This is a genomic window from Ferrovibrio terrae (genome assembly GCF_007197755.1).
Classification (GTDB): Bacteria; Pseudomonadota; Alphaproteobacteria; order Ferrovibrionales; family Ferrovibrionaceae; genus Ferrovibrio; species Ferrovibrio terrae.
In genome coordinates this window covers 3,630,075-3,652,620 of sequence record NZ_CP041636.1, presented here as the reverse complement: position 1 = coordinate 3,652,620, position 22,546 = coordinate 3,630,075, and the positions used below count along the sequence as shown (strand labels likewise).

Below are 22,546 nucleotides of genomic sequence, written 5' to 3'. Positions count from 1 at the left end.
ATCGCAGCTTGGCGGGAACTTTTACCCGGATCGGCCGTATGGGCTTCCATGCTGATGCCGAAAAAGCCGCGCGTGGTGGCGATGGGAGAAGTCCGGACCGAGTTTCCGGGCTCGACCACGCCGCTGCTGACGCTTGAGCAGCGCAACAGGATCGCCGAACTGGCGAAGCGTACGGGTATCAGTGAGGAAGAAATCTGCCGCCGCCTGATCGGCGCCACGCAGCCATCCTTCGACAAGGTGGTGGATGCCGCGCTGCGCCTGATGGCGCTGCAGGCGGATTCACTCGAAAACACCAGCCACTGATTCCGACAATTTCCTACTGAAGTCTGGCGGTCAGAATCCTGAAGCCGGCATAGCCGAATGCGAGCGCGAACACGCCCTCGAACCAACGGCGCAGCCGCAGATAGACGCGCACCGCCGGCGCGCTGGAAAACAGCAGCGCATAGCCATGGAAGAGCAGTGTGCTCTGTACCGCGATGGCGGCGATGATGGTGAGCAGCGTGAGCGGCGAGGCCTGGGCCGGTACGCCGACGGCATAGAGCGAACCGAAGAACAGGATCGCCTTCGGGTTTGTCAGATGCAGCGCCAGTCCGCCGGCATAGGCGCGCCGCGCGGACGAGTATATGCCGGCGCGCGTGGCGAGATCGCCCGGCGTCAGGGCCGATCTGGCCGATTTCGCCGCCAGGAAGATCAGGTAGCCGGCGCCGAAATAGCGCATCAGTTCGAAGACCCAGGCATTGGCCAGCATCACCGCGCCGAGACCGAAGGCCGCAGCGGTCGACCACATCAGCGATCCGGTGCTGACGCCGGACGCCATCGCCAACGCATGACGGCGGCCCGAGGTCATCGCCGTGCCGGCGATGTTGAGCGTGGCGGGGCCGGGGCTGCCGGTGGCGAGCAGGGCGGCGAGCAGGATGAGGGGGAGGTTGACGTCGTCGATCATGGCGGCAGCTTTGCCCCGCCGGGCCGCCGAAACAAGCAAAGAGATGTACCCTGACAATGACTTGCCGGGGCGGACCGGCGGCGGTGGATCAACGGAGTTATCCCCAGGAACCCATTTTTCCGTGCCGTCAGACGGAACTTTGCCGTAACCAGACGGTTCAGACAAAGTTGAGGGCGAGTCTTTCGGGTGGGAAATGGCATGGGTGAGGCAGACAACAATCATTCTGCGCCAGGGCAGGCAGCGGGGCAGGCGGCCGGCAAGGCCGCGATCCTCGTCGTCGAGGACGAGGCTCTGGTGCGCATGGTGATAGCCGACCATCTGCGCGACACCGGCTACCAGGTGGCCGAGACCCGCTCCGCCGACGAGGCGGTTGTGCTGATGGAAAACGGCCTGCGCGTCGATGTCGTGTTTTCCGATGTTAATCTGCCCGGAACGCTGAACGGCATTGGCCTGGTGCGCTGGCTGCGCGACCACCGGCCGGAAACGCCGGTGCTGCTGACCTCAGGTGCGATCACGACGCAGGATGTGCCGGCCGATCTGCGCGGTACCTGCGAGTTGCTGTTGAAGCCCTATGACATCGACGAGGTGGTTCGCCGGATCGAGCCGCTGCTCGCCGGCGCGGCCGGTTGAGGCCACCATCGACATGAAGGTCAAAAGCGGAAAGACACAGGCTGGCGCCGCGCGATATTCCGCGCAACTGATTGCCGCCATCCTGCTGGTGGCCGTGGTGGCGATCGGATCGCTGTGGACCTGGCAGGTCTGGCAGGAAAAGCATTCCGCCGCGCTGGAGCGGTCGCGTCAGGGTGCTGCGCTGGTGAGCGAATATGCCAGCCGCGTGCTGCAGAGCAAGATCATGCTGCTCAATCAGATCGATCGCGTGATGCAGGACAATCCCGGGATCGAACCGCGCCGCCTGCACCAGATGCTGCAGGCAATGGATGCGGGCTTTCAGTACACCACCAGCCTCGGCGTGATCGATGAAAACGGCGACGCCGTCGCCGGCAGCCGCACCTATCCGTTGAAGGCCAATTTTGCCGATCGCGATTATTTCATCGCACTCAGCGGCGGCAGCCAGAAGCTGGTGATCGACCGCCTGTTGCTGCGGCCGCTGCAGCGCGACACCATGACGATCGCGCGCCGGCTGCCCGGTGACGAGTTCCGCGGTATTGCCACGGCCTCGACCGAGATCAGTAAATTCACCGACTTCCTGTCGAAGATGGGCTTCGACGAAGGCTCTGCCGCAGTGCTGGTGCGGACCGACGGCAAGATCCTGGCGCGCCCCGATCCGGGCGAGCCGCCGACCACGATGTTGCCTGACGGAGCCGGCATGCGCGCGATGGCGCAGTCTGCCGCCGGCTACTTCGACGCGCCGGGGCGGATGGATGGCATCGTGCGCACCTATGCCTTCGTCCGCGTGCCCGATCTGCCGTTGTTTGCCGTGCATGGTTTCTCCAGGCAGGTGGTCTGGTTCGACACGCTACGCGCCATGGTCGGCAATGTCCTGATCCTGATCGTCTGCGCCATTCTTGCCCATTTCGCGCTGACCGGCATGCTGCGCCGGATCGACCTGGACCGCATCCGCGTTGCCGCCGAGCATGACCGCCGCCTGCTCGATGAGGCGCGGCGCACCAGTGCGATCCGCGAAGCGATGCTGAAAGAAGTCAATCACCGCATTCACAACAACCTGCAGACCATCCAGTCGCTGATCCGCATCCAGAGCCGCAAACCGATTGAACCGGCGGTGATGCTGAAGGAAATCGGCAAGCGGATCTGGGCGATCTCGGAAATTCACAGCCTGCTGTATCGCAGTGCCGAATACAGTTCGCTGGAACTCAGTTCCTTCATTCGGGCGCTGGCGGTGAATCCCGGCGTCGTGCCGCCCGAGCGCGGTATTGCCGTCCACTGCGACCTTGAAACTGTGACGATCGACGTGCGCCAGGCCGTGCCGGTTGCGCTGATCGTGCTGGAAGCCGTGACCAATGCGCTGAAGCATGCCTTTCCGGACGGGCGGTCCGGCGAGATCACCATTACCTTGCGCCGCGATGGCGATGCCGCCGAGATCATCGTGCGCGACAACGGTGTCGGACTGGCCAGCGAGGGCGTCAGCGCCTCGGGTACCAAGCTCGCCGCCGTCCTGGCCGAACAGATCGAAGGCAGCTTCACCTGGCGCGATGCGCCACAGGATGATTTGAACCAGGCCGGCGTGGAAATGCGCCTGCATTTCCCGCTGGCCGCGCCGGGCATGGCGGCCATGCCGGAGCAGGACGCCGCCAGCTAGGCGACGCGCTTCGACACCGCTTTTGACACCGGCTGCGTCCTGCGCCGTCCGGCCGCCTTCACCAACCGGCGGAAGGTCGGACATTCCAGATGGCTGGGCGCCTTGCACACCGCGGCATGGCGCAGACCGTCGCGCATCGCCGCCAGCCGGCGGATGGTGCGGTCGAGGTCGTCGGCCTTGTCGGCCAGTTTCTCGCGCCGGATCCGCAGCCGGCCATCGGGCGAGAACATCGCGGCAATTTCTTCCAGACTGAAACCGGCCAGCCGGCCCAGCGCGATCAGCGACAGCCGCTCCAGCACATCGGCGGTGAACAGACGGCGTAAGCCGCGCCGGCCCACCGAGGCGATCAGGCCTTTTTCCTCATAGAAACGCAGCGCCGAGGCCGGCACCCCGGCCTGTGCCGCGACTTCGGCAATATCGAGCAATTTCATGCTTGACCTCAAGTGAACTTGAATTTGTAGGATAGCGTCATTCTCACATCTGACAAGAAAGGTTTTCAGGATGGCAGAGACGGCACTACGTATTCTTCTGGTCGGCATCGGCGCGACGCTGGTGATGGACCTCTGGGGCTGGTTGCTGCGGCGCGTCTATGGCGTCAGCGGTCTGGACTACCGCATGGTCGGGCGCTGGGTCGGCCACATGGCGCACGGGCAATTCCGCCATGACGGTATCGGACGGGCCGCGCCGGTGCCGGCCGAGGCCCTGATCGGCTGGGGCGCGCATTACGCGATCGGCGTTGTTTTTGCCGCTGTGCTGGTCGCTGCCGTAGGGCAGGGCTGGCTGCAGGCGCCCATGCCGATGCCGGCCCTGGTTTTCGGCCTGGTCAGCGTAGCTTTGCCGTACCTGGTGATGCAGCCGGCCTTCGGCTCAGGTGTCGCCGGTGCGCGGACGCCCGATCCGCTGGCGACTCGGTTGCGCAGCCTGATCACGCATCTGGTGTTTGGTTGCGGACTTTATCTCGCGGCCTGTCTGCTCGCAGCGGCCTGATTCTTTGTCACTCATTCCCCGAAAGGAAACTTCCATGATCTCCGCGCGTTTCGCTCCCGTCATTTTCGGTTTCGTACTGTCCGCCCTGATGTCTTTTATCGTCTCCGGTATCGCCACCCTGCGCACGGCAGGCCCGGGCATCGTACTGACCGATGGCTTCATCAACCTTTGGCTCGGCGCATGGCTGCCGTCCTGGATGGTGGCCTTCCCGGTCGTACTGGTGGTGGCGCCGCTGGCGCGCAAGGCAGTGTCACGCATGGTGAGACAGTGAGACGTTGAAGCAACTCATGCGTTGCAGCATTTTTTGCACTGCAACGCGTGTATGCAGGTATTTTCTGCAGCGCTCACGCGAATATGAGGTTGACTCCGAGGCGTAATGCGAAAGAAATAATCGTCTGCTTACTGCTGATCGGCGCAGTGCCGCACATCCAATCTACCGGAGGTGACGATGCATATCTTGGTAATCGAAGACCACGATCCGATGGCCAAGATCATCGAGACGATCCTCGTGGCGGCTGATCACAGCGTGACACGCGCCGCCAACGGGCGTAGCGGCATGGAGCTGTTTGCGAAACAGCGGTTCGATCTCGTCATCACCGACATCCTGATGCCGGATCAGGAAGGCATCGAGACGATCCGCGCCCTCGTAAAAGAGCAGCCGGGCGTGAAAATCATCGCCGTGTCCGGCAGCGGCCGCGACGGCGGCATGGACTATCTGCGCATGGCCGAGGCTTTCGGCGCCATGGCCACGCTGCAGAAGCCGTTCCAGCCTGAAGATCTGCTGCAGCTGGTGCGGCAGACGCGAACGGCCGAGGCCGCCCAGTACCAGTGACAGGATTCTGCGGTCGCGCTGTTCAGTTGAACCAGTAGCGCAGGCCGAGGCGGGCAACGTGAATCCCGCTGTCGTCGAAGCCATCCCGGCCGTCATCGATCCACTGATAGCGATAGGACGGCACCAGCTCCAGTGCATTGCCCAGATCAAAGCTCAGACCGGCCTCGGCAAAGGCCGTCAGGTCGGTGGGCGTGCTGCCTTCAGGAAAGCTGCGGCCGCCGACGGTGACGGCATTGCGCTCATTGCGCTGACGCACCACGCCGGCGCCGGCGCCCAGATAGGGCTGCAGCGAGAAGAGCGTGGGCGTGTCGTAGTAGAGCGCACCCGTCGCCGAGTAGGTATGGATATCGCCATCGACCTTGGTGCTGGAATTGCCGACCGAGATGCGGTCGTTCTCGACGGTGCCATAGCCGATTTCGGCTTCCGCGCGCCAGCTCTCATTCAGCCGATGGCCGAGCGCGCCATAGACGCCATAGCCGTTATAGGTTTTCCACTCCTGGCCTTCGCCGTCGTAGTCGCGCGGCACCAGCCAGTTGCCCGACAGTGTGCCGTACCAGCCGCTCCGCGACTGCGACATGGTGGACGACGCGTCCTGCGCCGATGCGGCGCCGGCAAGACCAAGTGAGAGCAGGGCGGCGATGGATACGAAAAAGATATGACGGGGCACTGGTCGCTCCAAAAAACAGGGACTGCAAAAAAACGGTGCGGCCGTTCTGAAATTCCCGGGCTGCGACAGAAAGGCGCGGCTGTTGCAGCCGGAACACACTCATAACTCAGTCGGCAATACCTCTCGGAGACGCGGATCAGACCGTGTCCTGCTTTTGCTGTGAACCGGAGGTGTAAGGGAGGGGCGTCACGCATCGCAGCAGGCATGCGGATGCGATGCCGAAAGTCGGCGGGCCAGATTCAATTTATGGAAAAATGGCTCCGAGGGAGGGATTCGAACCCCCGACCGGGCGGTTAACAGCCGCCTGCTCTACCACTGAGCTACCTCGGATCAGTGCGGGGCGGAACCTAGCCACCTAGGCCCCCGACCGCAAGCCCCCAGGAACTCACCCTGGCGAAAATTTCGCGGCCGCGTCCGCGCGTTCCGAAACCGGCTTTTCCCTTTGTGCGCCAGATGCTAAGCCCGAAAGCTGAAGCGGGTGAGGGAACCATCACTATGAAAATGACCCAGGCTGAACTGACGGCCTTTCTCGACAGCGAATTCCCGCAGATGCGGCCGCTCAAACTCCGAATCGAACAGTGGGACGGCGCCACGCTGCGCCTTGCCATGCCGATCACCGAGCAGAATCTGCGTCCGGGCGGCACGGTCTCCGGCCCCGCCATGATGACGCTGGCCGATTGCGCCGCCTATATGCTGCTGCTCGGCCTTATTGGCCCGGTGGCGCTGGCGGTCACCACCAATCTCAACATCAACTTCCTGCGCAAGCCCGGCCTGGGCGACCTCAGTGCCGCGGCCACCATGCTCAAACTGGGCAAGACGCTCGCCATCATCGAACTCAGCCTGTATTCGGCAGGGGTGGATGAGCCCGTGGCGCATTCGGTGCTGACTTACGCCATTCCACCTGCACGTCGCACCTGAATCGTTGAAAAACCGGCGTCCGGGCGCAAAGTATTGAAAGCAAAGGAATTTTCACTTCCGCCTCTTCTCGGCATTCTCTAACCTACTGATTTTGCAGGCATAGCTCGTATTTGCCTGCTATATTCTAGTCTAGGTCGAGCGGCGCCGGGGGGTGGGATGCGCTATGAATACAAGCTTCCGGTTCTGATCGGCGCGATTGCGCTGCTGGTTGGCCTGGCCGTGGTGGGATCGATCTGGCCAACCACGGAGCGCGGCCTGAGCACCGCTGCCATCGACAAGCTGAATTCGGCGGCAGAGAGCCGGCGGGCTGCCGTCATCCGGGAGATCATCGATATCCGGGAAGAAGTCGCCGTCGCCGCCCGGCGGCAGGATATCCAGGACGCCATGCGGCGCCTGTCAAACGCCTTCAAGCGCATGACACCGGAGCAGGTGGAAGACCTGCGCCGTGCCTATGGCAGTGAGTCACGCTTTCCGGTGGGTGCCCGTCAGGCCGTGGACGATGCCGATGACGGCTCGCTGTATTCCACTATCCATCGCGAGGTGCATAACAACATCCGGCGTCTGGCTCAGATCAAGGGCATCCGGGATGTGAAGCTGATCAACGATGCCGGAGACATCGTCTATACCACGCGCAAGGACGACGATTTCGGCACAAATGTTTTGAACGGTCCCTACGCCAATACGGAGCTTGCCAAACTCTATACACGGGCGCTCGCTCATGTGCCGCTCGGCGATACCGCCTTCGCAGACTTTTCCAGATATGCCCCTGCCGGCGGCGAGGGCCTCGCCTTCGTCGCCTCAAAACTGAATGTGGATCTGCAGCACGCCATCGGCGCGCTCGTGCTTTCGTTCTCCAGCGAGCGCATCAGCCAGATTGTGCTCGATCCGACCGGCCTTGGCGAAACCGGCGAAGTATTGCTGGTCGGGCCGGACTATCTGATGCGGTCCGACAGCCGGTTCAGTTCCAACGCATTCCTGATGGCAAGGATGGACGGAGAGCCGGTGCGTGGCGCACTGGCCGGCAAGGAAGCACAACAGACGGCCACGGATGTCCGTGGCCAGCCGGTGCTAGCGCTGTACAAGCCGGTGAATCTGGATGGTGTCACCTGGGCGCTCATCACGCAGGCCGGCACGCGGGAACTCTTCGCGGCACTGGAAGAAGGCCATCGCACGGCGATCACCAGTGCGTTGGCGGCGGTGCTGATCGTGAGCCTGATCGGTTTCTTCTTCGCGCGCACGCTGACGCGGCCGATCCGCAAGCTTTCGGAAGTTATGACCGGCCTGTCGTCGGGCAATCTCGCGATCGGCGTGCCGTATGTGGAACGCAGTGACGAGATCGGCGCCATGGCGCAGGCCGTGCGCGAGTTCAAGGCGGCCTATGAGCGTAACGACAATCTCGCCCGTAGCGTGGCGCAGAAGGAGCAGCGGCTGGCTGAGCTGCTGAACCGTACGCCTCTGGGCGTGCTCGTCGCGACGCCGGGGCTGCAGGTGCGCTTTATCAATGAACGAGCACTCGGCATTCTGGGGTTGGCGCATTCCGTTTCCGATCCGGATCATCTGGAGCAGGTGACCGCTGCCATCGACTGGGCGCAGGTCGGTGAATACTTCAAACGTGCATTCACTGCGGGTGGCCACGGACCAAAGGATATCAAGTATTTTCGTTTAGCTTCGAACCAGTCGCGCATACTCACCGCTGCTGCCAGCCGCATCAAATTCGGCGATGAAGACTGCCTGATCAGCTTCGTCGAGGATGTGACCGAGAGGCGCGACGCTGAGCGCCAGCTTGAAAAGGAACGCAACCTTTCCGCTGCGCTGTTCGAGGGGGCGCCGGATGCGACAGTGATTGTAGACGCCGAAGGCAACATCGTTCATTTCAATCACATGGCGGAAAGCCTGTTCGGGTATCGGCGAACCGATGTGATCGGCAGGCCTGTCGAGATGCTGATGCCGGAACGCTTTCGCGGCGGGCATGTGCAGATTCGGGATGAATTCCTCAATCACGCGACGGCAAGGTCAATGGGCACGGGTCGTCCGCTCGCGGCGCGGCGCAGCGATGGTACGGAATTCCCCATCGATGTCAGTCTCAGCCCGATTGCCGGCGAGAAGCTGGTCTCAGCGGCAGTGCGCGACATCACCCAGCGCAGGGAAGCCGAGCAGGCCCTGCTGCAAGCCAAGGAAACGGCGGAAGAGGCGACGCGGGCGAAATCCTCCTTCCTTGCGATGATGAGCCATGAAATCCGCACGCCGATGAACGGCGTGATGAGCATGGTGGAAATGCTCGACTCTACCGATCTCGACAGCGATCAGCGCGACATCTCGCGCGTGATCCGTTCGTCGGCGGAAGCGCTGCTGACCATCATCAATGATATTCTCGATTTCTCGAAGATCGAGGCTGGCAAGTTCGATCTGGAAGCCGTGCCGTTCGATCTGGCCGCTGTTTCTGAAAATGCCGCCGAGGTGATGGCACTAAACGCGCATGACAAGGCGGTGCGACTGCTGGTCGAGGTCGATCCGAATATTCCGGTCAAGTTGCTGGGCGATCCCAACCGCCTGCGCCAAGTGTTGATCAATCTGCTGGGCAATGCGGTCAAGTTCACTGAGAAGGGCCATGTCCTGCTCAAGGCGCGGCGGCTGGCGTCGCGCGCGCGTGGTAGCGTCGAAACGATCCGCTTCGATGTCAGCGATACCGGTATTGGCCTGTCCGATGACCAGGTGCGGCGGCTGTTCCAGGCCTTCCAGCAGGCCGATGCATCGACGTCACGCAAATTCGGCGGCACCGGGCTGGGTCTCACCATCTCGAAACGCATCGTCGAACTGATGGGGGGCGAGATCGGCGTCCATTCGATCTTCGGCGAAGGCTCCACCTTCTGGTTCGAAGTGCCGTTCCAGGTGGTCGATCCGGTGCTGGATGCGCCGCCGGCGGATATATCCGATCTTGGCGTCGTGATGGTCGGTTTCGATGACACCGGTGGCGCCATCGTGCAGCGCTATCTGACGGCGGCGAAGATCACGCAGGTCGAGACTGCCGGGCACCACGATTTCGAGGAGGCCCTGACAGCCATGGCGCGGCGTGTGCCAGTCGCGGTTGCTTTCCTGCTGCTGCGCGACTCTTTCCTGGCGGTTGAGGCGATGGAACGCATTCGTCAGCTTGGCCTGTCCAACCTGAAAGTGCTGGTGGCCACGCAGCGTGCGATGCTCTCCACCATGGGTCGCGTCAAGGAAGACGGCGCCAGCGCGGTATTGCCGTTGCCGCTGCCGCGACAGCTATTCTGGCGCGGCCTTGCCTACGCGTCTGGTCGCGTCCCCGATATGGGCGAACATGATATCCGTTCGTCGGTAGAAGCCGGGTGGCTGCCGCCGTCGGTGGCCGAAGCGCGCGCCAATCGGGCGCTGATCCTGGTGGCGGAAGATAACAAGACCAACCAGCACATCATCCGCCGCATTCTCACGCGCATGGGCTACGCACATGAAATCGCCGAGAATGGCGAAGAAGCGCTGAAGATGTACGAACAGGGCGGCTATGGCCTGATCCTGTCCGACTACCATATGCCGGTGATGGACGGTTTCGCCATGACGACGGCCATCCGCGAAGTCGAGGAGGGAAGCGGGACGCGGCTGCCGATCATCGCCCTGACCGCCGATGCCATGGCGGCAACCGAACAGCATTGCATCGCCGCCGGCATGGACGGTTTCCTGACCAAGCCGATCAGCACTGCCTTGCTGCGGTCGACGATCGAGAAATGGATGCCGCAAGGCACAGCGTTGCGGCGCCACGATGGCAATGGTGAGGTGGCGAGCGCTACACCCGTACCGACGGCGCCCGTCAACGAGTCGTCGGTTTTCGACCTTGCCCGGATCGCCGATATCTTCGGCGGCTACACGATGGATGCCGCCGAACTGGTTCAGGGCTTCGCGGGTGATTTGCCAGACCGCATTACCGCCATCGACGCCGCACTCAGGGCGGGCAACGCCGCCGAAGCGCGCGATCTGGTGCATGCGCTGAAAGGTGCCGGCCGCAGTATTGGGGCAGTGCAACTGGGCGAGTGCGCCGCCGAGATGCAAAGCGATCTCGATGCCGGGAATGTCCCAGCGGCTGCTGCGCGTATCGCCGAACTACAGAAGCAGGCCGACAGTTTCTCGGCTGCCATCTCCGCCCTTAAGCCCGCCGCATAGACCGGGGAGCCCGATGCCCAAGATCGATTATTCGCGACTGAACATTCTGCTGATTGAGGATGAATCCTACACGCGCGTGATCACGCGGCGCATCCTGACGCAGATCGGCGTGCGCGATGTGGCAGAGGCTCGGGATGGCGTAGAGGGCCTGGGCGAGATCGTGCGGGCGCGGCCCGACATCATCTTCTGCGACATCAATATGGGTTTCATGGATGGCTTCCAGTTCATCGAGCAGTTCCGTACCGTCACTAGCGACGATCTTGATCGTACCTGGATTGTCATGCTCACGGCCGATGGCGGTTATGAAAATCGACTGAAAGCGCAGGGGCATTCGGTCGCGGGCTATATGGTGAAGCCGGTCAGCCTCAACCAGATCCGGGAGCAGATCGACAGCATTATCGCTAACGACGCCGAGCTGGCTGCCCGGGTGCATCACGGCCTGCCGGTCGATTTCGGCAAGATGCGCGTATTGATCGTCGATGACGAGGAGATCGTTCGTCAGACAGTCAAGAAAATGCTGGGGCAGTTCGGCGTGACCGCGACGGCGGAAGCGACGGATGGCATGAAAGGCCTGATGGAAGTGGCCAAGTTCAAGCCCAACCTGATCCTCTGCGACGTGCATATGAAGCCGTTGGGCGGCCTGAAATTCCTCGAGGGCCTGCGTCAGCTCAATATGAAGGGTATAGAGGATACGCCGGTCATCATGATCACCGGCGACAGCAACGCGGATACGGTGAAGGAAGCGCAGGCGCTGAAGGTCTCGGGCTACCTGATCAAGCCGACCACGACCAAGGATCTGAAGTCGCGCATCGAGCATGCGATCCGTTCCACGCCAAAACTGTTTGCGGCGCTGCGTAAACCGATGATGTAGCGGGCGAGTGGGGCCTTGACGGCAGGACGCGGCGTTCCCATATCGTTCTGTTGGCGTGTGCCACCCGGTTGCCAAACCCGCAGGAGCAGAACGAACCGCTGCGAACGCCCACGAACTGCTACGAACGCTGGCGAAGCGCTACGAACACCCACGAACCGCCGCGAACGCTGGCGAAGCGCCACGAACCCGCGCGAGCCGGAATGAAGCGTTTTCAGTCCCCGTCGCCACGGTGAAAGCGGGGATCCAGCAGAAAAGTTGGCTTCCCGCTTTCGCGGGAATGACGATGAGAGGCTTAAGTCCTTGATTTATATGAAGTGGTGTGTAGGTAAAATAATACCGCCACCTAACATATTGATTTCACAGGGCAGAACCCGTTTGACAGCGCAGCAAAAATCCTCATAGTGCGCCCCGATCCGCCCGCCGGCTGTCCGGCGGGATTTTTACTACTCTGTCAGGACGTCAGATGAAGACCTTCACCGCCAAAGAGTCCGAAGTGGACAAGAAGTGGCTGCTGATCGACGCCGATGGCCTGGTGTTGGGGCGGCTCGCCTCCCTGATCGCCATGCGTCTGCGCGGCAAGCACAAGGCCATTTTCACGCCGAACTGCGATACCGGCGACAACATCATTGTCATCAACGCCGAGAAGGTCCGTGTGACCGGCCGCAAGGCCGCGAACGAGGTCTTCTACTGGCATACCGGTCATCCGGGCGGCATCAAGGGCCGTACCATCGGTGAGGGCCTTGCCGGCCGCTTCCCCGAGCGCGTGATCCTGAAGGCCGTCGAGCGCATGCTGCCGAAGGAGAGCCCGCTGGCTCGCCGCCAGCTCAGCAAGCTCAAGGTCTACAAGGGTGCCGAGCATCCGCATGAGGCGCAGCAGCCCGTGAAGCTGGATGTCGCCGCGCTCAATCCGAAGAACAAGAGGAACGACTAATGGCTGAGTCCCGTACACTCGCCGATCTGAGCCTGGGCAACGCCAAGGCCGCCGTCGCCGCCACTGCCGTCGAGGGCGAGCGCAAGCTCGACAAGTTCGGCCGCGCCTACGCCACCGGCAAGCGCAAGAACGCCATCGCGCGCGTCTGGATCAAGCCGGGCACCGGCAAGTTCACCGTGAACGGCAAGGAGAGCAACGATTACTTCGCTCGTCCCGTGCTGCGCATGCTGCTCGCCCAGCCGATGGTCGTGACCAATCGTGCCGGCCAGTTCGACATCTACGCCACCGTCGTCGGCGGCGGCCTTTCGGGCCAGGCCGGCGCGCTGCGTCACGGCATCTCGAAGGCGCTGACCTACTTCGAACCGACGCTGCGTCCGGCGCTGAAGGCGCAGGGCTTCCTGACCCGCGACAGCCGCGTGGTCGAGCGTAAGAAGTACGGTAAGCCGAAGGCTCGCCGCAGCTTCCAGTTCTCGAAGCGCTAATATCCGATCGGCTGCTGTTGCAGCCTCAGAGAAAGGCCGGAGCGCAAGCTCCGGCTTTTTTCGTTTGAGTACCAGTGCAGTTCACTATCATCTACGGCGCGGGGGGAGGGGCGACATGGATGCCGAATCAGTACTGCTTCTTGTCGTACCGGCAATGCTGGTGCTGCTCGCCGCCGGCGGGCTGGCCGGTTATATCGAAACCGCCATCTACCAGCTCAATGCCAGCGGTTCCGGTACCGGCGAGGCGACAAGGCAGGCACAGCTGCAGAGCGACTACAGCCGCAAGCGCGGCGAGCTGGCGTCCCTGCGCGACGAGAAGGCGCAGCTCGACGGCGATCTCGCCATGCAGATCAAGGAACGCGCCAGCCTGCAGGACCAGGAACGCCGTCTCGCCGACCGCCAGAACAACATGGTGGCCGAAGCCGGGGCTCCCGCGCCGGGCGTGCCGGGTTTCTATTTCCGCATTGAAGGTCCGGCAGCGGTGATGCCGTTCGCCGGTCTTGCCTCGCTGCCGACCGCGATGGGCGGCCGGCGCCGCGTGCGGCTGGTCGTCTGGGCTGCAACTTTCGATTCGGCGCAGGCGGTGATGCTCAATTTCAGTGGTGACGGCGCCAGGGTGATCGACCAGCGGCCGTTCGACGGCAAGCTTTTCTGGCACGAGGCCTGAGCGATGGACGATCTGCTCACCGTGCTGTCGACACTGATCGCGCTGTTGCTGTTCGGCCTGGCGCTTGGGATCGTGGTGGACCGTGCCCGGCTCGGCTATCGCCGTGCCGAAAGCGAGAAGGCCATGCGTCGCCAGGGCCAGTACGAGCTCACCCAGCGGCTGGAGCAGGTCGAACGTGCCATTGCCGAACAGAAGCCCGCCATCGGCGCCGTGCGACGCCAGCTGATCGAGACCGTGGCGGAATGCGACGCGCTGAAGCGCGGGCTCGACAGCACCGAATATCCCTTCGCCTATACCGTCGTGCCGATGGAAAGCCGCGACATGCATGCGCGCTCGTGGCGGTTCACCGCACGCCATGCCGCGCTTGGTGCCGACCTGCCCGAGACCGAGCCGGCCGGGCAGTGGGGGCAGGGGCGGCTCTACGTCATCGCCGCGGAGAACCAGGCCGAGGCGCGGTCGGTGATGGACCGCCTGTTGCCGCGCCATCGCGGTTTCGTGGTGGTTAACGTCGGCGAGGCATCGTCGGATTCGCCCATGCCTTCGGCATAACTGCTGGATTGGCCAATGGATTCGAAGGGCGATTCGCCCGGCAAACTGCACAATCAGCGGTAAAACACGGATTGATTTGGGCCCGCCTTTGGCCGACAGTACCCGGAGGGAATACACCCTCAGGGGCAATAGCTGGAAGGCCGGTCGGCATGGATGTCGTCGACATCGTTTCTGCACTGCTGCCGTCGCTGCTGATGTTCTTCGCCGTCTCGCTCGGCGCGAACAACCTCGAGCGCTATGTGTTCAACTATGCCCGCGGCCGGTTCCAGCTCGACCGGCTGGTCAGCGAGGCCGACCAGCTGCGCACCAGGCTCTCCGACATCCGGGTCGATTACGACAAGCTGCAGGAAGACAAGGCCACGCTCGAACTGCGCCTGTCCGAGAAGCAGAATGCCTATGGCGCGATGATGGCGCGCGAAGTCGAATTCAGCGATGCGCGCAACATGGTGATCTACGAGGTCGGTTCGCCCAAGCCGCACGAGACCGGCTGGTATGTGAAGCTGATCGGTCCGGAAATGCACGAGATGTTCAGCGGCCCGGGCTCCAGCGTCGCGGCCTTCCCCGGCCGGCGCACCGCACGCGTGGTGATGTGGGGCCTGCCTGATGAGCAGGCGGTACGGCTGCGCAGCAAGAAGATCTTCGGCGCGCTGTCGGAAGTCATGCTGATCCGTCCGTTCAACGGCAAGATCAGGCTCGGCGATGCCTGATTTCTCGATGACCCAGTTCATCGGCGTGCTCGCCGCTGGCGCCAATATCGGCATCGCGGTGATGATCATCATCCTGCTGGGCGAGCGCAGCCACGCCGCCTGGACACGGGTGCGGCTGAAGGCCGACGAGATCTCGGCGGTGAAGGAAGACTTCGAGCGGCAGGTGAACGATGCCGAACAGGCGGTGCGGGCGCTGCATGAAAGCATCGCCGACCTGAAGAACCAGGTGGTGCGCGCCGAGCAGGATCTGGACTCGCTGGCGGCGCGTCATAAGGAGACCGACCTGCCTTACGGCTATACCTCCACCATCGTCGACGTGGTTGACCGCCGCTATCGCACCTGGCGCGTAGTGGTGCGCAATGCCGATCTGGGCAGCAGTGCCGGTTCGTTCAGCCATCCGGCGCATAAATGGATCGAGGGCCGCTACTACGAAGTGCCGGCGCCCAACATGGAATACGCCGTGCAGGCGATGCAGAGCCGCTTCCTGCTGCGCGACGGTTTCACCGTTGATCCGGCGCCGCCGCGCGGCAGCACGGCCGAAGCTCCGATGTCGCTCGACCAGGTGGAAGTGGGCTAGGGCCCGTTCCCTCACATAAACCCCGAAAATTTGTCCGGTCGTACATTCAGGATCGGGCTTGACGTCATTTGGACAATCGTCCTAATAATTAGGGCGATCGTCTGATTCAAGTGTGGGGCAATGCAGGCAGTGAGCGAGCAAGGAACGCGCGCAGAGATCGTGGAGGCGGCCGACGGGCTGTTCTACCGGCGTGGCTATGACCACACTTCCTTCGCCGATATCGCCGCCGCTGTGCGTATTTCGCGCGGCAATTTCTATTACCATTTCAAAACCAAGGATGAAATCCTGGATGCAGTGATCGCGCGGCGCCTGGTCAATACCCGCGCCATGCTGGATCAGTGGGAGATCGCCGGCACGACACCGGTGGCGCGGCTGCGCAGCTTCATCGACATGCTGATTGTCAACCGGACCGACATCAAACGTTATGGCTGCCCGGTCGGCACGCTCTGCACCGAACTGGCCAAACTTGGTCATGTGGCCAAAGACGATGCGAAAGCACTGTTCACGCTGTTCCGCGTCTGGTTGCGGCGGCAGTTTGAACTGCTCGGCCGGAAGGCCGATGCGGATGTACTGGCGATGCATCTGCTGATGCGCAGTCAGGGCGTGGCGACATTGGCCACAGCCTTCCATGACGAGGCTTTCATGCGTCAAGAAGTGCATCAGATGCATGCCTGGCTCGATGCCTGTCTCGTGCCGTCAAAAACGAAGAAACGCTGAAAGAGAGCCACCGGATGTTTGTCGTGTTGCTGAAATTCTCCGCCAACAAGGCGAAAGCCGGTGAGTTCATGGATGGCCACAATGCCTGGCTCCGCCAGGGTTTTGCCGATGGCGTGTTCCTGCTGGCCGGCAGCATCAAGCCAGGTCAAGGCGGTGCCATTCTCGCACATGGTGCAACAGCAGAGGATTTGCAGCAGCGCGTGAACGCCGACCCCTTCGTGGCCGGGGATGTGGTGCGGGCAGAAATTCTCGAAATCGCACCCTCCAGGGCCGACGAGCGCCTGAATTTCATGGTGGCGTGATATGGCCGGCACGCTTCCTGGCCCCGACGGCAAGCCACGCTGCCGCTGGTGCAGCATCGCGTCGGAATTCCCCGCCTATCACGACACGGAATGGGGCTTTCCGGTCGACGACGACCACCACCTGTTTGAAAAACTCTGTCTGGAAAGTTTTCAGTCGGGCCTGAGCTGGCGCACCATTCTGGCCAAACGCGAGAATTTCCGCGCCGCTTTCCAGAATTTCGATTTCAACACGGTGGCGCGCTTCACGCCGCGCGACGTGGCCCGTTTGCTGAAAGACGAGGGGATCGTGCGTCACCGCGGCAAGATCGAGGCGGTGATCAACAATGCCCGTTGCGCGCAGGAATCAGTGACCGAGCATGGCTCGCTGGCGGCTTTCTTCTGGTGTCACGAACCGGATGTGAAGTCACTGGCCAAGCCGCAGACGGCTTCGACCTCGGCCGAGGCCATCGCGCTGTCGAAAAAACTGAAGAAGCTGGGCTGGGCTTTCGTCGGCCCGACTACGGTCTACGCTTTTATGCAGGCGATGGGGCTGATCAACGATCATGCCGAGGGGTGTGTGATCCGTGCGAAGGCCGAAAAGGCGCGCAAGGCTTTCAAGCGGCCCGTGGCGAAACGCCAAGCCTAGCGATTCAACTCCCGCATCCCGCGTTCCAGCCCGTCCAGCGTGAGCGGGAACATGCGGTTGTTCATGAGCTGGCGGATCACGCCGACAGACGGCGTGTAATCCCAGTATTTTTCCTGCACCGGGTTGAGCCAGATCGCCTTCGGGTAGGTGTCGAGCAGGCGCTGCATCCAGGCCGCGCCGGCTTCCTCGTTCCAGTGTTCCACGCTGCCGCCCGGCTGCACGATCTCATACGGGCTCATCGTGGCATCGCCGACGAAGACCAGCTTGTAATCCTGCTGGTAGGTGCGCAGCATTTCCCAGGTCGGCATGAATTCGCTGTGCCGGCGGCGATTGTCCTTCCACAGCTTCTCGTAGACGCAGTTGTGGAAGTAGAAGAATTCCATGTGCTTGAACTCGGCGCGCGCCGCCGAGAACAGCTCCTCGGTGACTCGGATATGGTCGTCCATCGAGCCGCCGATATCGAACAGCAGCAGCACCTTCACTTTGTTATGCCGCTCGGGCACCATCTTGATGTCGAGATAACCGGCATTGGCCGCGGTCGACTTGATGGTGTCGGGCAGGTCGAGTTCCAGATCGGCACCGTCGCGGGCAAATTTGCGCAAACGCCGCATCGCCACCTTGATGTTGCGCGTGCCGAGCTCGACGCTGTCGTCCAGGTTCTTGTATTCGCGCTTGTCCCACACCTTCACGGCGCGGCGGTTGCGCGACTTGTCCTGGCCGATGCGCACGCCTTCGGGATTGTAGCCATAGGCACCGAAGGGTGAGGTACCCGCCGTGCCGATCCACTTGTTGCCGCCCTGGTGACGGCCTTTCTGCTCTTCGAGGCGCTGCTTCAGCGTCTCCATCAGCTTGTCCCAGCCACCCAGCGCCTCGATCTGCGCCATTTCCTCGGGCGTGAGCACCTTCTCGGCCAGCTTGCGCAGCCATTCCTCGGGGATCTCTGCGGTGATCTCGGCGCCGGCCCCGGCAAACTGCAGGCCGTTGAAGCACTGGCTGAAGACGCGGTCAAACTTGTCGAGGTTGCGCTCGTCCTTCACCAGTGTCGTGCGCGAGAGATAATAGAAATCCTCAACGCGATACTCGGCCACGTTCTTGTCCATCGCCTCGATCAGCGTGAGGTATTCCCGCAGCGTGGCGGGCACCTTGGCCTTGCGCAGTTCGAGGAAGAAGTTGATGAACATCGTGTTGCGCTCGCCCTAATTGCGCTCACGCCGAGCGATGAAAGCGAGCCGCTCGAACAGATGCACATCCTGCTCGTTCTTCAGCAGCGCGCCGGCCAGCGGCGGAATCAGCTTGCCCTGGTCCTTGGTGCGCAGCGCATCGGCCGGCAGGTCTTCGGCCATCAGCAGCTTGAGCCAGTCGAGCAGTTCGGAGGTGGAGGGCTTCTTCTTCAGGCCCGGCGTCTCGCGGATATCGTAGAAGACATTCAGCGCATCGCGCAGCAGGTTCTTCTGCACGCCCGGATAATGCACATCGACGATCTCTTCCATCGTCTCGCGCTCTGGGAAGCGGATGTAGTGGAAGAAGCAGCGGCGCAGGAAGGCGTCCGGCAGTTCCTTCTCGTTGTTCGAGGTGATGATGATGATCGGCCGCTGGCTCGCCTTGATCGTCTCATTCGTCTCGTAGACGAAAAATTCCATGCGATCGAGTTCGAGCAGCAGATCGTTGGGGAATTCGATATCGGCCTTGTCGATCTCGTCGATCAGCAGAACCGGGCGCTGCGGTGCCGTGAAGGCGTCCCACAGCTTGCCCTTCTTGATGTAGTTGCGGATGTCCTTCACGCGCTCGTCGCCGAGCTGGCTGTCGCGCAGGCGCGAGACCGCGTCGTATTCGTACAGGCCCTGCTGTGCCTTGGTAGTCGACTTCACATGCCAGGTGAGCAGCGGGGCGTTCAGCGCCTTGGCGATCTCGATGGCCAGCACGGTTTTGCCGGTGCCCGGCTCGCCTTTCACCAGCAGCGGCCGCTCCAGCGTGATAGCGGCATTCACCGCCACCTTGAGGTCGTTGGTGGCGACGTAGGACTCGGTACCCTTGAACTTCATCTGTCGGCTTTCCCGGAATCTGCGAAATGAATGTGTCGATGAACGCTAGGTCGCGTCATGGCAGCGCGCAACCATCTTGGTGGAGCACCAGGGCATGACGTAGCGTCAACATTCGCAGCGGGAAAGGGGGGAGGACCTAGTTGGTCGTCTTGTAGTTGACGCAGATCTTGGTCTTTTCGGCCATGTCGATGGTCTCGCCGGTATTACCGCAGGTGCCGGCCTCCGGCTTGACCTCCAGCGCGGCCAATGCGGCCTGGCTGTTCACGCAGAACAGCGAGCAATCCTGGCAGACGCCGAATTCATTGATCTGGTTGCGGGTCTGCAGATCATGCAGCAGGCGGGACAGGCCTTTGACCATTTCCGAGCCCAGTTCATCGGCGATTTCGAGGGTCGCCTGTTCCAGGGTCTGCATCGGATCCTTGCCCAGCATCGCTTGCCCGGCATCGGTGAGGCAGAGATCGACCTGGCGGCGGTCCTCGGTCTTTTTGCAGCGGGTGATCAGCCCCTTGGACTCGAGCGCGATCAGGGTCTGGGAGACGGTCCCCTTGGTGGCGCCGAGATAGTCGGCCAGCGCGGTGGGGGAGCGGGAATACTTGTTGGCCTTGGCGAGGAAGCGCAGGGCTTCCCACTGGGCCGGGTTCAGCCCGTCGGCGAACTGCAATTCGCGGGTGAGCCGGCCGAGGCGGTCGAGCAAAACGATAACCCTTTGAGCTATCGCGGATTTATCGCTCTGCACAGCTCCGCTGGGGGGGCTGCCGGCTACGGCATGGCTAAGGTCGGTGATCGGCATCACAGTTTGGTTTCGACTCGCTATTACCGCTTGCTGGAGGAACATCGGCGGGCGTATCGTGGTTTTGTATCGACCCGATACCAACTAGCCCCTTCGCCCGACCCTGTACTTGGCTCCAGTGCAAGCAACCTAGTGCAGCTAAGGGTGAAAGTCGATGGAGGACATACAAATGGCCATCGCTTCCGCCCCCCGGACTCTCGACAGCGCCGACCGGCGCTACCTGTCCACCGTCATGACCAAGGCCATGCTGACGGAGGAAGAAGAATTACGCTACGCCCGCGCCTGGCGCCTTGATGGAGATCAAAAGGCGATGCAGAAGCTGGTGACGGCTTATCTGCGCCTCGTGGTCGCCACCTCGACCCGTTTCCGCAATTACGGCCTGCCGATGCCCGACCTGATCCAGGAAGGCAATATCGGGCTGATGCTGGCAGTGAACCGCTTCGATCCCGAACGCGGCGTGCGCTTTTCCACCTATGCGTCCTGGTGGATTCGCTCGTCGATCCAGGAATATGTGCTGCGCAACTGGTCGATCGTGCGTTCCGGCACCTCGGCTGGCCAGAAGGCGCTGTTCTTCAACCTGCGCTGGCTGCGCGCCAAGCTGGAGCGGGCCGGTGGCGGCACGCTGACGCTCGACGACGCCACGCGCGATGAAATTGCCACGGCGCTCAAGGTCTCGCCCAAGGACGTGACCAACATGGCGCAGCGCCTGTCGGGCAAGGATCACTCGCTGAACGAGACGGTTGGCGGCGAGGAGGGCGGCGACGCTTTCCAGGATTTCCTGGTCGATCCGGGCCCGAATCCCGAGGAAATCGTCACCTCCAAGATGGACGGCGGCCTGCGCCACGTCTGGCTGACGGAATCGCTGCAGGAGCTCAGCCCGCGCGAACAGATGATCATTACCGAGCGCATGCTGAACGAGGACAAGGCCACGCTGGAAGAGCTTGGCGGCAAGCTTGGCGTGACCAAGGAACGCGTGCGCCAGATCGAGACCAAGGCCTTCAGCAAGCTGCAGTCCGCCGTGCAGCGCAAGGCCCGCCAGGCCGGTGAAAAGATCGCACCGGCGCTGGAGGATGCGAGCCACCTCGCACTGGCCTGACGGCGTCTTCCCGCTGTCGTGACAAGTCTTTGCAGGCGTGGCCGGAATATCGGTCGCGCCTGCTTGACATCGGGGGTAGCCAAGGGTAAACCGCCTGCCGCCGCGGGGGTGTAGCTCAGTTGGTTAGAGCGCCGGCCTGTCACGCCGGAGGTCGCGGGTTCAAGTCCCGTCACTCTCGCCATTTCCCCGCTGGCAACCCTTCCAGAAAATCCGATCCGTGACCGGGCCTGCACCAGGCTCGAAATAGCTTTTTCGTATACGGATCGAGTCGGCTCCGAAAGCTGTTGCGAGCGACTCTCAAAAAGCCGAAAATCGCTTCTGGCCCTGCAACTTGCGACGTTTTTACCATTCCGAGGCGTGTTGCGGCGCGGCACGGAAACGGCTAGAACGTGCCGGAACTCGGGCGGGGTGGGACCTACCCGGGCAGAACGCTTTTTTTCGGAGGGGAATGACCGTGGACGCCCTGCTGCGGGAATATCTGCCGATCCTGCTTTTCCTTGGTCTGGCCATCGTGCTGGCCGCGGTTCTGGCCCTGCTGCCCTTCGTGGCCGCCAAGCGCGCGCCGGACCCCGAGAAGAATTCCACCTACGAGTGCGGCTTCGAGCCCTTCGGCGATTCCCGCAAGCAGTTCGACGTGCGCTTCTACCTCGTCGCCATTCTTTTCATCATCTTCGATCTTGAAGTGGCCTTCCTGTTCCCCTGGGCGATCAGCTTGGGTGAGATCGGCGTCTATGGCTTCTGGTCGATGATGATCTTCCTCGGAATCCTCACCATCGGCTTCATCTACGAATGGAAGAAGGGGGCGCTGGAGTGGGAATGAGTAACGTGACCAGCAATCAGCCTGCAGCCACCGGCCTGTCCACCGTGCAGGGCATTCAGCCCGGCTCCGACCAGGACGTGTTCTTCAAGGATATTTCCGACGAGCTGGCCGACAAGGGCGTGGTGATTTCCTCGCTCGACAAGCTGGCCAACTGGGCCCGCACCGGCTCGCTCTGGCCGATGACCTTCGGCCTGGCCTGCTGCGGCGTCGAGATGATCCACGCCTATATGGCGCGCTACGATCTCGACCGCTTCGGCTCGATGCCGCGCGCTTCGCCCCGCCAGTCCGACGTGATGATCGTCGCCGGCACGCTGACCAACAAGATGGCGCCGGCACTGCGCAAGCTCTACGACCAGATGGCCGAGCCGCGCTACGTGATCTCGATGGGCAGCTGCGCCAATGGCGGCGGCTACTATCACTATTCCTATTCGGTGGTGCGCGGCTGCGACCGCATCGTGCCGGTCGATATCTACATCCCCGGCTGCCCGCCGACCGCCGAAGCGCTGATCTATGGTCTTCTGCAGCTGCAGAAGAAGATCCGCCGCACCGGCACGATTGCCCGCTGAGGACAC

At 62.4% G+C, this 22,546-nt stretch carries 27 protein-coding genes and 2 tRNA genes; 22 read left to right on the top strand and 7 right to left on the bottom strand.

Features of this window, described 5'->3' with window-relative positions:
* Positions 1-48 precede the first annotated feature (48 nt).
* On the top strand, positions 49-303 hold the full coding sequence (locus FNB15_RS17890; RefSeq protein WP_144258021.1) for a hypothetical protein: 255 nt from the start codon (positions 49-51) through the stop codon (positions 301-303).
* Between the two features lie 13 nt (positions 304-316).
* Here the strand turns inward: FNB15_RS17890 and FNB15_RS17885 are convergent, their stop codons facing one another.
* Positions 317-943 (bottom strand): LysE family translocator, encoded by a 627-nt coding sequence (locus FNB15_RS17885; protein ID WP_144258020.1) that lies wholly within the window; start codon positions 941-943, stop codon positions 317-319.
* Positions 944-1,141: 198 nt separating this feature from the next.
* On the opposite strand from FNB15_RS17885, the gene FNB15_RS17880 reads away from it, so the two are divergent.
* Together FNB15_RS17880 and FNB15_RS17875 are read left to right on the top strand one after the other, a co-directional pair.
* Positions 1,142-1,573 (top strand): response regulator, encoded by a 432-nt coding sequence (locus FNB15_RS17880; RefSeq protein WP_144258019.1) that lies wholly within the window; start codon positions 1,142-1,144, stop codon positions 1,571-1,573.
* On the top strand, positions 1,515-3,221 hold the full coding sequence (locus FNB15_RS17875) for a sensor histidine kinase (RefSeq protein ID WP_144258018.1): 1,707 nt from the start codon (positions 1,515-1,517) through the stop codon (positions 3,219-3,221). Before FNB15_RS17880 ends, FNB15_RS17875 begins: the two co-directional genes overlap by 59 nt.
* Here the strand turns inward: FNB15_RS17875 and FNB15_RS17870 are convergent.
* Positions 3,218-3,652, bottom strand: coding sequence for a helix-turn-helix domain-containing protein (locus FNB15_RS17870; protein WP_144258017.1), 435 nt, complete (start codon positions 3,650-3,652; stop codon positions 3,218-3,220). The genes FNB15_RS17875 and FNB15_RS17870 overlap by 4 nt on opposite strands.
* Before the next feature lie 70 nt (positions 3,653-3,722).
* Between FNB15_RS17870 and FNB15_RS17865 the strand changes: the two genes are divergently transcribed.
* From FNB15_RS17865 to FNB15_RS17855, 3 genes are all read left to right on the top strand, one after another.
* On the top strand, positions 3,723-4,208 hold the full coding sequence (locus FNB15_RS17865; RefSeq protein ID WP_144258016.1) for a DUF2938 domain-containing protein: 486 nt from the start codon (positions 3,723-3,725) through the stop codon (positions 4,206-4,208).
* A 34-nt stretch (positions 4,209-4,242) separates the two neighbouring features.
* Positions 4,243-4,479: a DUF2798 domain-containing protein gene (locus tag FNB15_RS17860; RefSeq protein ID WP_144258015.1), complete on the top strand. Its 237-nt coding sequence runs from the start codon at positions 4,243-4,245 to the stop codon at positions 4,477-4,479.
* A gap of 177 nt (positions 4,480-4,656) precedes the next feature.
* Positions 4,657-5,040, top strand: coding sequence for a response regulator (locus FNB15_RS17855; RefSeq protein WP_144258014.1), 384 nt, complete (start codon positions 4,657-4,659; stop codon positions 5,038-5,040).
* Between the two features lie 22 nt (positions 5,041-5,062).
* Here FNB15_RS17855 and FNB15_RS17850 read toward each other — a convergent pair whose 3' ends face one another.
* Together FNB15_RS17850 and FNB15_RS17845 are read right to left on the bottom strand one after the other, a co-directional pair.
* Positions 5,063-5,707 (bottom strand): porin family protein, encoded by a 645-nt coding sequence (locus FNB15_RS17850; RefSeq protein ID WP_144258013.1) that lies wholly within the window; start codon positions 5,705-5,707, stop codon positions 5,063-5,065.
* 255 nt (positions 5,708-5,962) lie between these two features.
* Positions 5,963-6,037, bottom strand: a tRNA-Asn gene (locus tag FNB15_RS17845).
* A gap of 165 nt (positions 6,038-6,202) precedes the next feature.
* On the opposite strand from FNB15_RS17845, the gene FNB15_RS17840 reads away from it, so the two are divergent.
* The 12 genes from FNB15_RS17840 (at position 6,203) to FNB15_RS17785 (ending at position 17,226) form a co-directional block, all read left to right on the top strand.
* Positions 6,203-6,625, top strand: coding sequence for a PaaI family thioesterase (locus FNB15_RS17840; protein ID WP_144258012.1), 423 nt, complete (start codon positions 6,203-6,205; stop codon positions 6,623-6,625).
* 156 nt (positions 6,626-6,781) lie between these two features.
* The gene (locus FNB15_RS17835) at positions 6,782-10,798 is read left to right on the top strand and encodes a PAS domain S-box protein (protein ID WP_144258011.1); all 4,017 of its coding nucleotides are present in this window, start codon (positions 6,782-6,784) and stop codon (positions 10,796-10,798) included.
* A gap of 13 nt (positions 10,799-10,811) precedes the next feature.
* On the top strand, positions 10,812-11,669 hold the full coding sequence (locus FNB15_RS17830) for a response regulator (RefSeq protein ID WP_185973598.1): 858 nt from the start codon (positions 10,812-10,814) through the stop codon (positions 11,667-11,669).
* A 463-nt stretch (positions 11,670-12,132) separates the two neighbouring features.
* Positions 12,133-12,600 (top strand): 50S ribosomal protein L13, encoded by a 468-nt coding sequence (gene rplM, locus FNB15_RS17825; RefSeq protein WP_144258009.1) that lies wholly within the window; start codon positions 12,133-12,135, stop codon positions 12,598-12,600.
* On the top strand, positions 12,600-13,082 hold the full coding sequence (gene rpsI / locus FNB15_RS17820; protein ID WP_144258008.1) for a 30S ribosomal protein S9: 483 nt from the start codon (positions 12,600-12,602) through the stop codon (positions 13,080-13,082). Before rplM ends, rpsI begins: the two co-directional genes overlap by 1 nt.
* A gap of 115 nt (positions 13,083-13,197) precedes the next feature.
* Positions 13,198-13,749, top strand: a complete 552-nt coding sequence (locus FNB15_RS17815; RefSeq protein WP_144258007.1) for a hypothetical protein — start codon at positions 13,198-13,200, stop codon at positions 13,747-13,749.
* 3 nt (positions 13,750-13,752) lie between these two features.
* Entirely contained in the window at positions 13,753-14,298 is a 546-nt protein-coding gene (locus tag FNB15_RS17810) for a hypothetical protein (RefSeq protein ID WP_144258006.1), read from the top strand.
* A 149-nt stretch (positions 14,299-14,447) separates the two neighbouring features.
* Positions 14,448-15,005 (top strand): hypothetical protein, encoded by a 558-nt coding sequence (locus FNB15_RS17805; protein WP_144258005.1) that lies wholly within the window; start codon positions 14,448-14,450, stop codon positions 15,003-15,005.
* Between the two features lie 7 nt (positions 15,006-15,012).
* Entirely contained in the window at positions 15,013-15,582 is a 570-nt protein-coding gene (locus tag FNB15_RS17800) for a hypothetical protein (protein ID WP_144258004.1), read from the top strand.
* A gap of 129 nt (positions 15,583-15,711) precedes the next feature.
* Positions 15,712-16,299, top strand: coding sequence for a TetR/AcrR family transcriptional regulator (locus tag FNB15_RS17795; protein WP_144258003.1), 588 nt, complete (start codon positions 15,712-15,714; stop codon positions 16,297-16,299).
* Positions 16,300-16,313: 14 nt separating this feature from the next.
* On the top strand, positions 16,314-16,601 hold the full coding sequence (locus tag FNB15_RS17790; RefSeq protein ID WP_144258002.1) for a YciI family protein: 288 nt from the start codon (positions 16,314-16,316) through the stop codon (positions 16,599-16,601).
* 1 nt (position 16,602) lies between these two features.
* Positions 16,603-17,226 carry a DNA-3-methyladenine glycosylase I gene (locus tag FNB15_RS17785; protein ID WP_144258001.1) on the top strand — a complete coding sequence of 208 codons (624 nt, stop codon included), beginning with the start codon at positions 16,603-16,605 and terminating at the stop codon, positions 17,224-17,226.
* Here the strand turns inward: FNB15_RS17785 and FNB15_RS17780 are convergent.
* From FNB15_RS17780 to FNB15_RS17770, 3 genes are all read right to left on the bottom strand, one after another.
* Positions 17,223-18,407 carry a vWA domain-containing protein gene (locus FNB15_RS17780; protein WP_144258000.1) on the bottom strand — a complete coding sequence of 395 codons (1,185 nt, stop codon included), beginning with the start codon at positions 18,405-18,407 and terminating at the stop codon, positions 17,223-17,225. The two genes, FNB15_RS17785 and FNB15_RS17780, sit on opposite strands and share 4 nt — an antisense overlap.
* Positions 18,408-18,422: 15 nt before the next feature.
* On the bottom strand, positions 18,423-19,268 hold the full coding sequence (locus tag FNB15_RS17775) for an AAA family ATPase (protein ID WP_144257999.1): 846 nt from the start codon (positions 19,266-19,268) through the stop codon (positions 18,423-18,425).
* A gap of 136 nt (positions 19,269-19,404) precedes the next feature.
* A complete protein-coding gene (locus FNB15_RS17770) occupies positions 19,405-19,962 on the bottom strand; it encodes a MarR family winged helix-turn-helix transcriptional regulator (protein WP_246068723.1) in 558 nt (185 codons plus the stop codon).
* A gap of 265 nt (positions 19,963-20,227) precedes the next feature.
* Between FNB15_RS17770 and FNB15_RS17765 the strand changes: the two genes are divergently transcribed.
* The 4 genes from FNB15_RS17765 (at position 20,228) to FNB15_RS17750 (ending at position 22,540) form a co-directional block, all read left to right on the top strand.
* On the top strand, positions 20,228-21,154 hold the full coding sequence (locus FNB15_RS17765) for an RNA polymerase factor sigma-32 (protein WP_144257998.1): 927 nt from the start codon (positions 20,228-20,230) through the stop codon (positions 21,152-21,154).
* A gap of 104 nt (positions 21,155-21,258) precedes the next feature.
* Positions 21,259-21,335: transfer RNA gene (locus FNB15_RS17760), tRNA-Asp, on the top strand.
* Between the two features lie 273 nt (positions 21,336-21,608).
* Complete coding sequence (locus FNB15_RS17755; RefSeq protein ID WP_144258815.1) at positions 21,609-21,974, top strand: NADH-quinone oxidoreductase subunit A; 366 nt, start codon at positions 21,609-21,611, stop codon at positions 21,972-21,974.
* Positions 21,971-22,540 (top strand): NuoB/complex I 20 kDa subunit family protein, encoded by a 570-nt coding sequence (locus FNB15_RS17750; protein WP_144257997.1) that lies wholly within the window; start codon positions 21,971-21,973, stop codon positions 22,538-22,540. Before FNB15_RS17755 ends, FNB15_RS17750 begins: the two co-directional genes overlap by 4 nt.
* Positions 22,541-22,546: the final 6 nt, after the last annotated feature.

What these genes read in the sequence shown, in the direction of transcription:
- rplM (WP_144258009.1), top strand. Translation starts at nt 12,133, where the DNA reads ATGAAGACCTTCACCGCCAAAGAGTCCGAAGTGGACAAGAAGTGGCTG.
- FNB15_RS17780 (WP_144258000.1), bottom strand. Translation starts at nt 18,407, where the DNA reads ATGTTCATCAACTTCTTCCTCGAACTGCGCAAGGCCAAGGTGCCCGCC.
- FNB15_RS17880 (WP_144258019.1), top strand. Translation starts at nt 1,142, where the DNA reads ATGGGTGAGGCAGACAACAATCATTCTGCGCCAGGGCAGGCAGCGGGG.
- FNB15_RS17865 (WP_144258016.1), top strand. Translation starts at nt 3,723, where the DNA reads ATGGCAGAGACGGCACTACGTATTCTTCTGGTCGGCATCGGCGCGACG.
- FNB15_RS17835 (WP_144258011.1), top strand. Translation starts at nt 6,782, where the DNA reads ATGCGCTATGAATACAAGCTTCCGGTTCTGATCGGCGCGATTGCGCTG.
- FNB15_RS17885 (WP_144258020.1), bottom strand. Translation starts at nt 943, where the DNA reads ATGATCGACGACGTCAACCTCCCCCTCATCCTGCTCGCCGCCCTGCTC.
- FNB15_RS17830 (WP_185973598.1), top strand. Translation starts at nt 10,812, where the DNA reads ATGCCCAAGATCGATTATTCGCGACTGAACATTCTGCTGATTGAGGAT.
- FNB15_RS17810 (WP_144258006.1), top strand. Translation starts at nt 13,753, where the DNA reads ATGGACGATCTGCTCACCGTGCTGTCGACACTGATCGCGCTGTTGCTG.
- FNB15_RS17785 (WP_144258001.1), top strand. Translation starts at nt 16,603, where the DNA reads ATGGCCGGCACGCTTCCTGGCCCCGACGGCAAGCCACGCTGCCGCTGG.
- FNB15_RS17890 (WP_144258021.1), top strand. Translation starts at nt 49, where the DNA reads ATGCTGATGCCGAAAAAGCCGCGCGTGGTGGCGATGGGAGAAGTCCGG.
- FNB15_RS17855 (WP_144258014.1), top strand. Translation starts at nt 4,657, where the DNA reads ATGCATATCTTGGTAATCGAAGACCACGATCCGATGGCCAAGATCATC.
- FNB15_RS17765 (WP_144257998.1), top strand. Translation starts at nt 20,228, where the DNA reads ATGGCCATCGCTTCCGCCCCCCGGACTCTCGACAGCGCCGACCGGCGC.
- FNB15_RS17875 (WP_144258018.1), top strand. Translation starts at nt 1,515, where the DNA reads ATGACATCGACGAGGTGGTTCGCCGGATCGAGCCGCTGCTCGCCGGCG.
- FNB15_RS17800 (WP_144258004.1), top strand. Translation starts at nt 15,013, where the DNA reads ATGACCCAGTTCATCGGCGTGCTCGCCGCTGGCGCCAATATCGGCATC.
- FNB15_RS17840 (WP_144258012.1), top strand. Translation starts at nt 6,203, where the DNA reads ATGAAAATGACCCAGGCTGAACTGACGGCCTTTCTCGACAGCGAATTC.
- FNB15_RS17775 (WP_144257999.1), bottom strand. Translation starts at nt 19,268, where the DNA reads ATGAAGTTCAAGGGTACCGAGTCCTACGTCGCCACCAACGACCTCAAG.
- FNB15_RS17860 (WP_144258015.1), top strand. Translation starts at nt 4,243, where the DNA reads ATGATCTCCGCGCGTTTCGCTCCCGTCATTTTCGGTTTCGTACTGTCC.
- FNB15_RS17805 (WP_144258005.1), top strand. Translation starts at nt 14,448, where the DNA reads ATGGATGTCGTCGACATCGTTTCTGCACTGCTGCCGTCGCTGCTGATG.
- rpsI (WP_144258008.1), top strand. Translation starts at nt 12,600, where the DNA reads ATGGCTGAGTCCCGTACACTCGCCGATCTGAGCCTGGGCAACGCCAAG.
- FNB15_RS17750 (WP_144257997.1), top strand. Translation starts at nt 21,971, where the DNA reads ATGAGTAACGTGACCAGCAATCAGCCTGCAGCCACCGGCCTGTCCACC.
- FNB15_RS17870 (WP_144258017.1), bottom strand. Translation starts at nt 3,652, where the DNA reads ATGAAATTGCTCGATATTGCCGAAGTCGCGGCACAGGCCGGGGTGCCG.
- FNB15_RS17790 (WP_144258002.1), top strand. Translation starts at nt 16,314, where the DNA reads ATGTTTGTCGTGTTGCTGAAATTCTCCGCCAACAAGGCGAAAGCCGGT.
- FNB15_RS17815 (WP_144258007.1), top strand. Translation starts at nt 13,198, where the DNA reads ATGGATGCCGAATCAGTACTGCTTCTTGTCGTACCGGCAATGCTGGTG.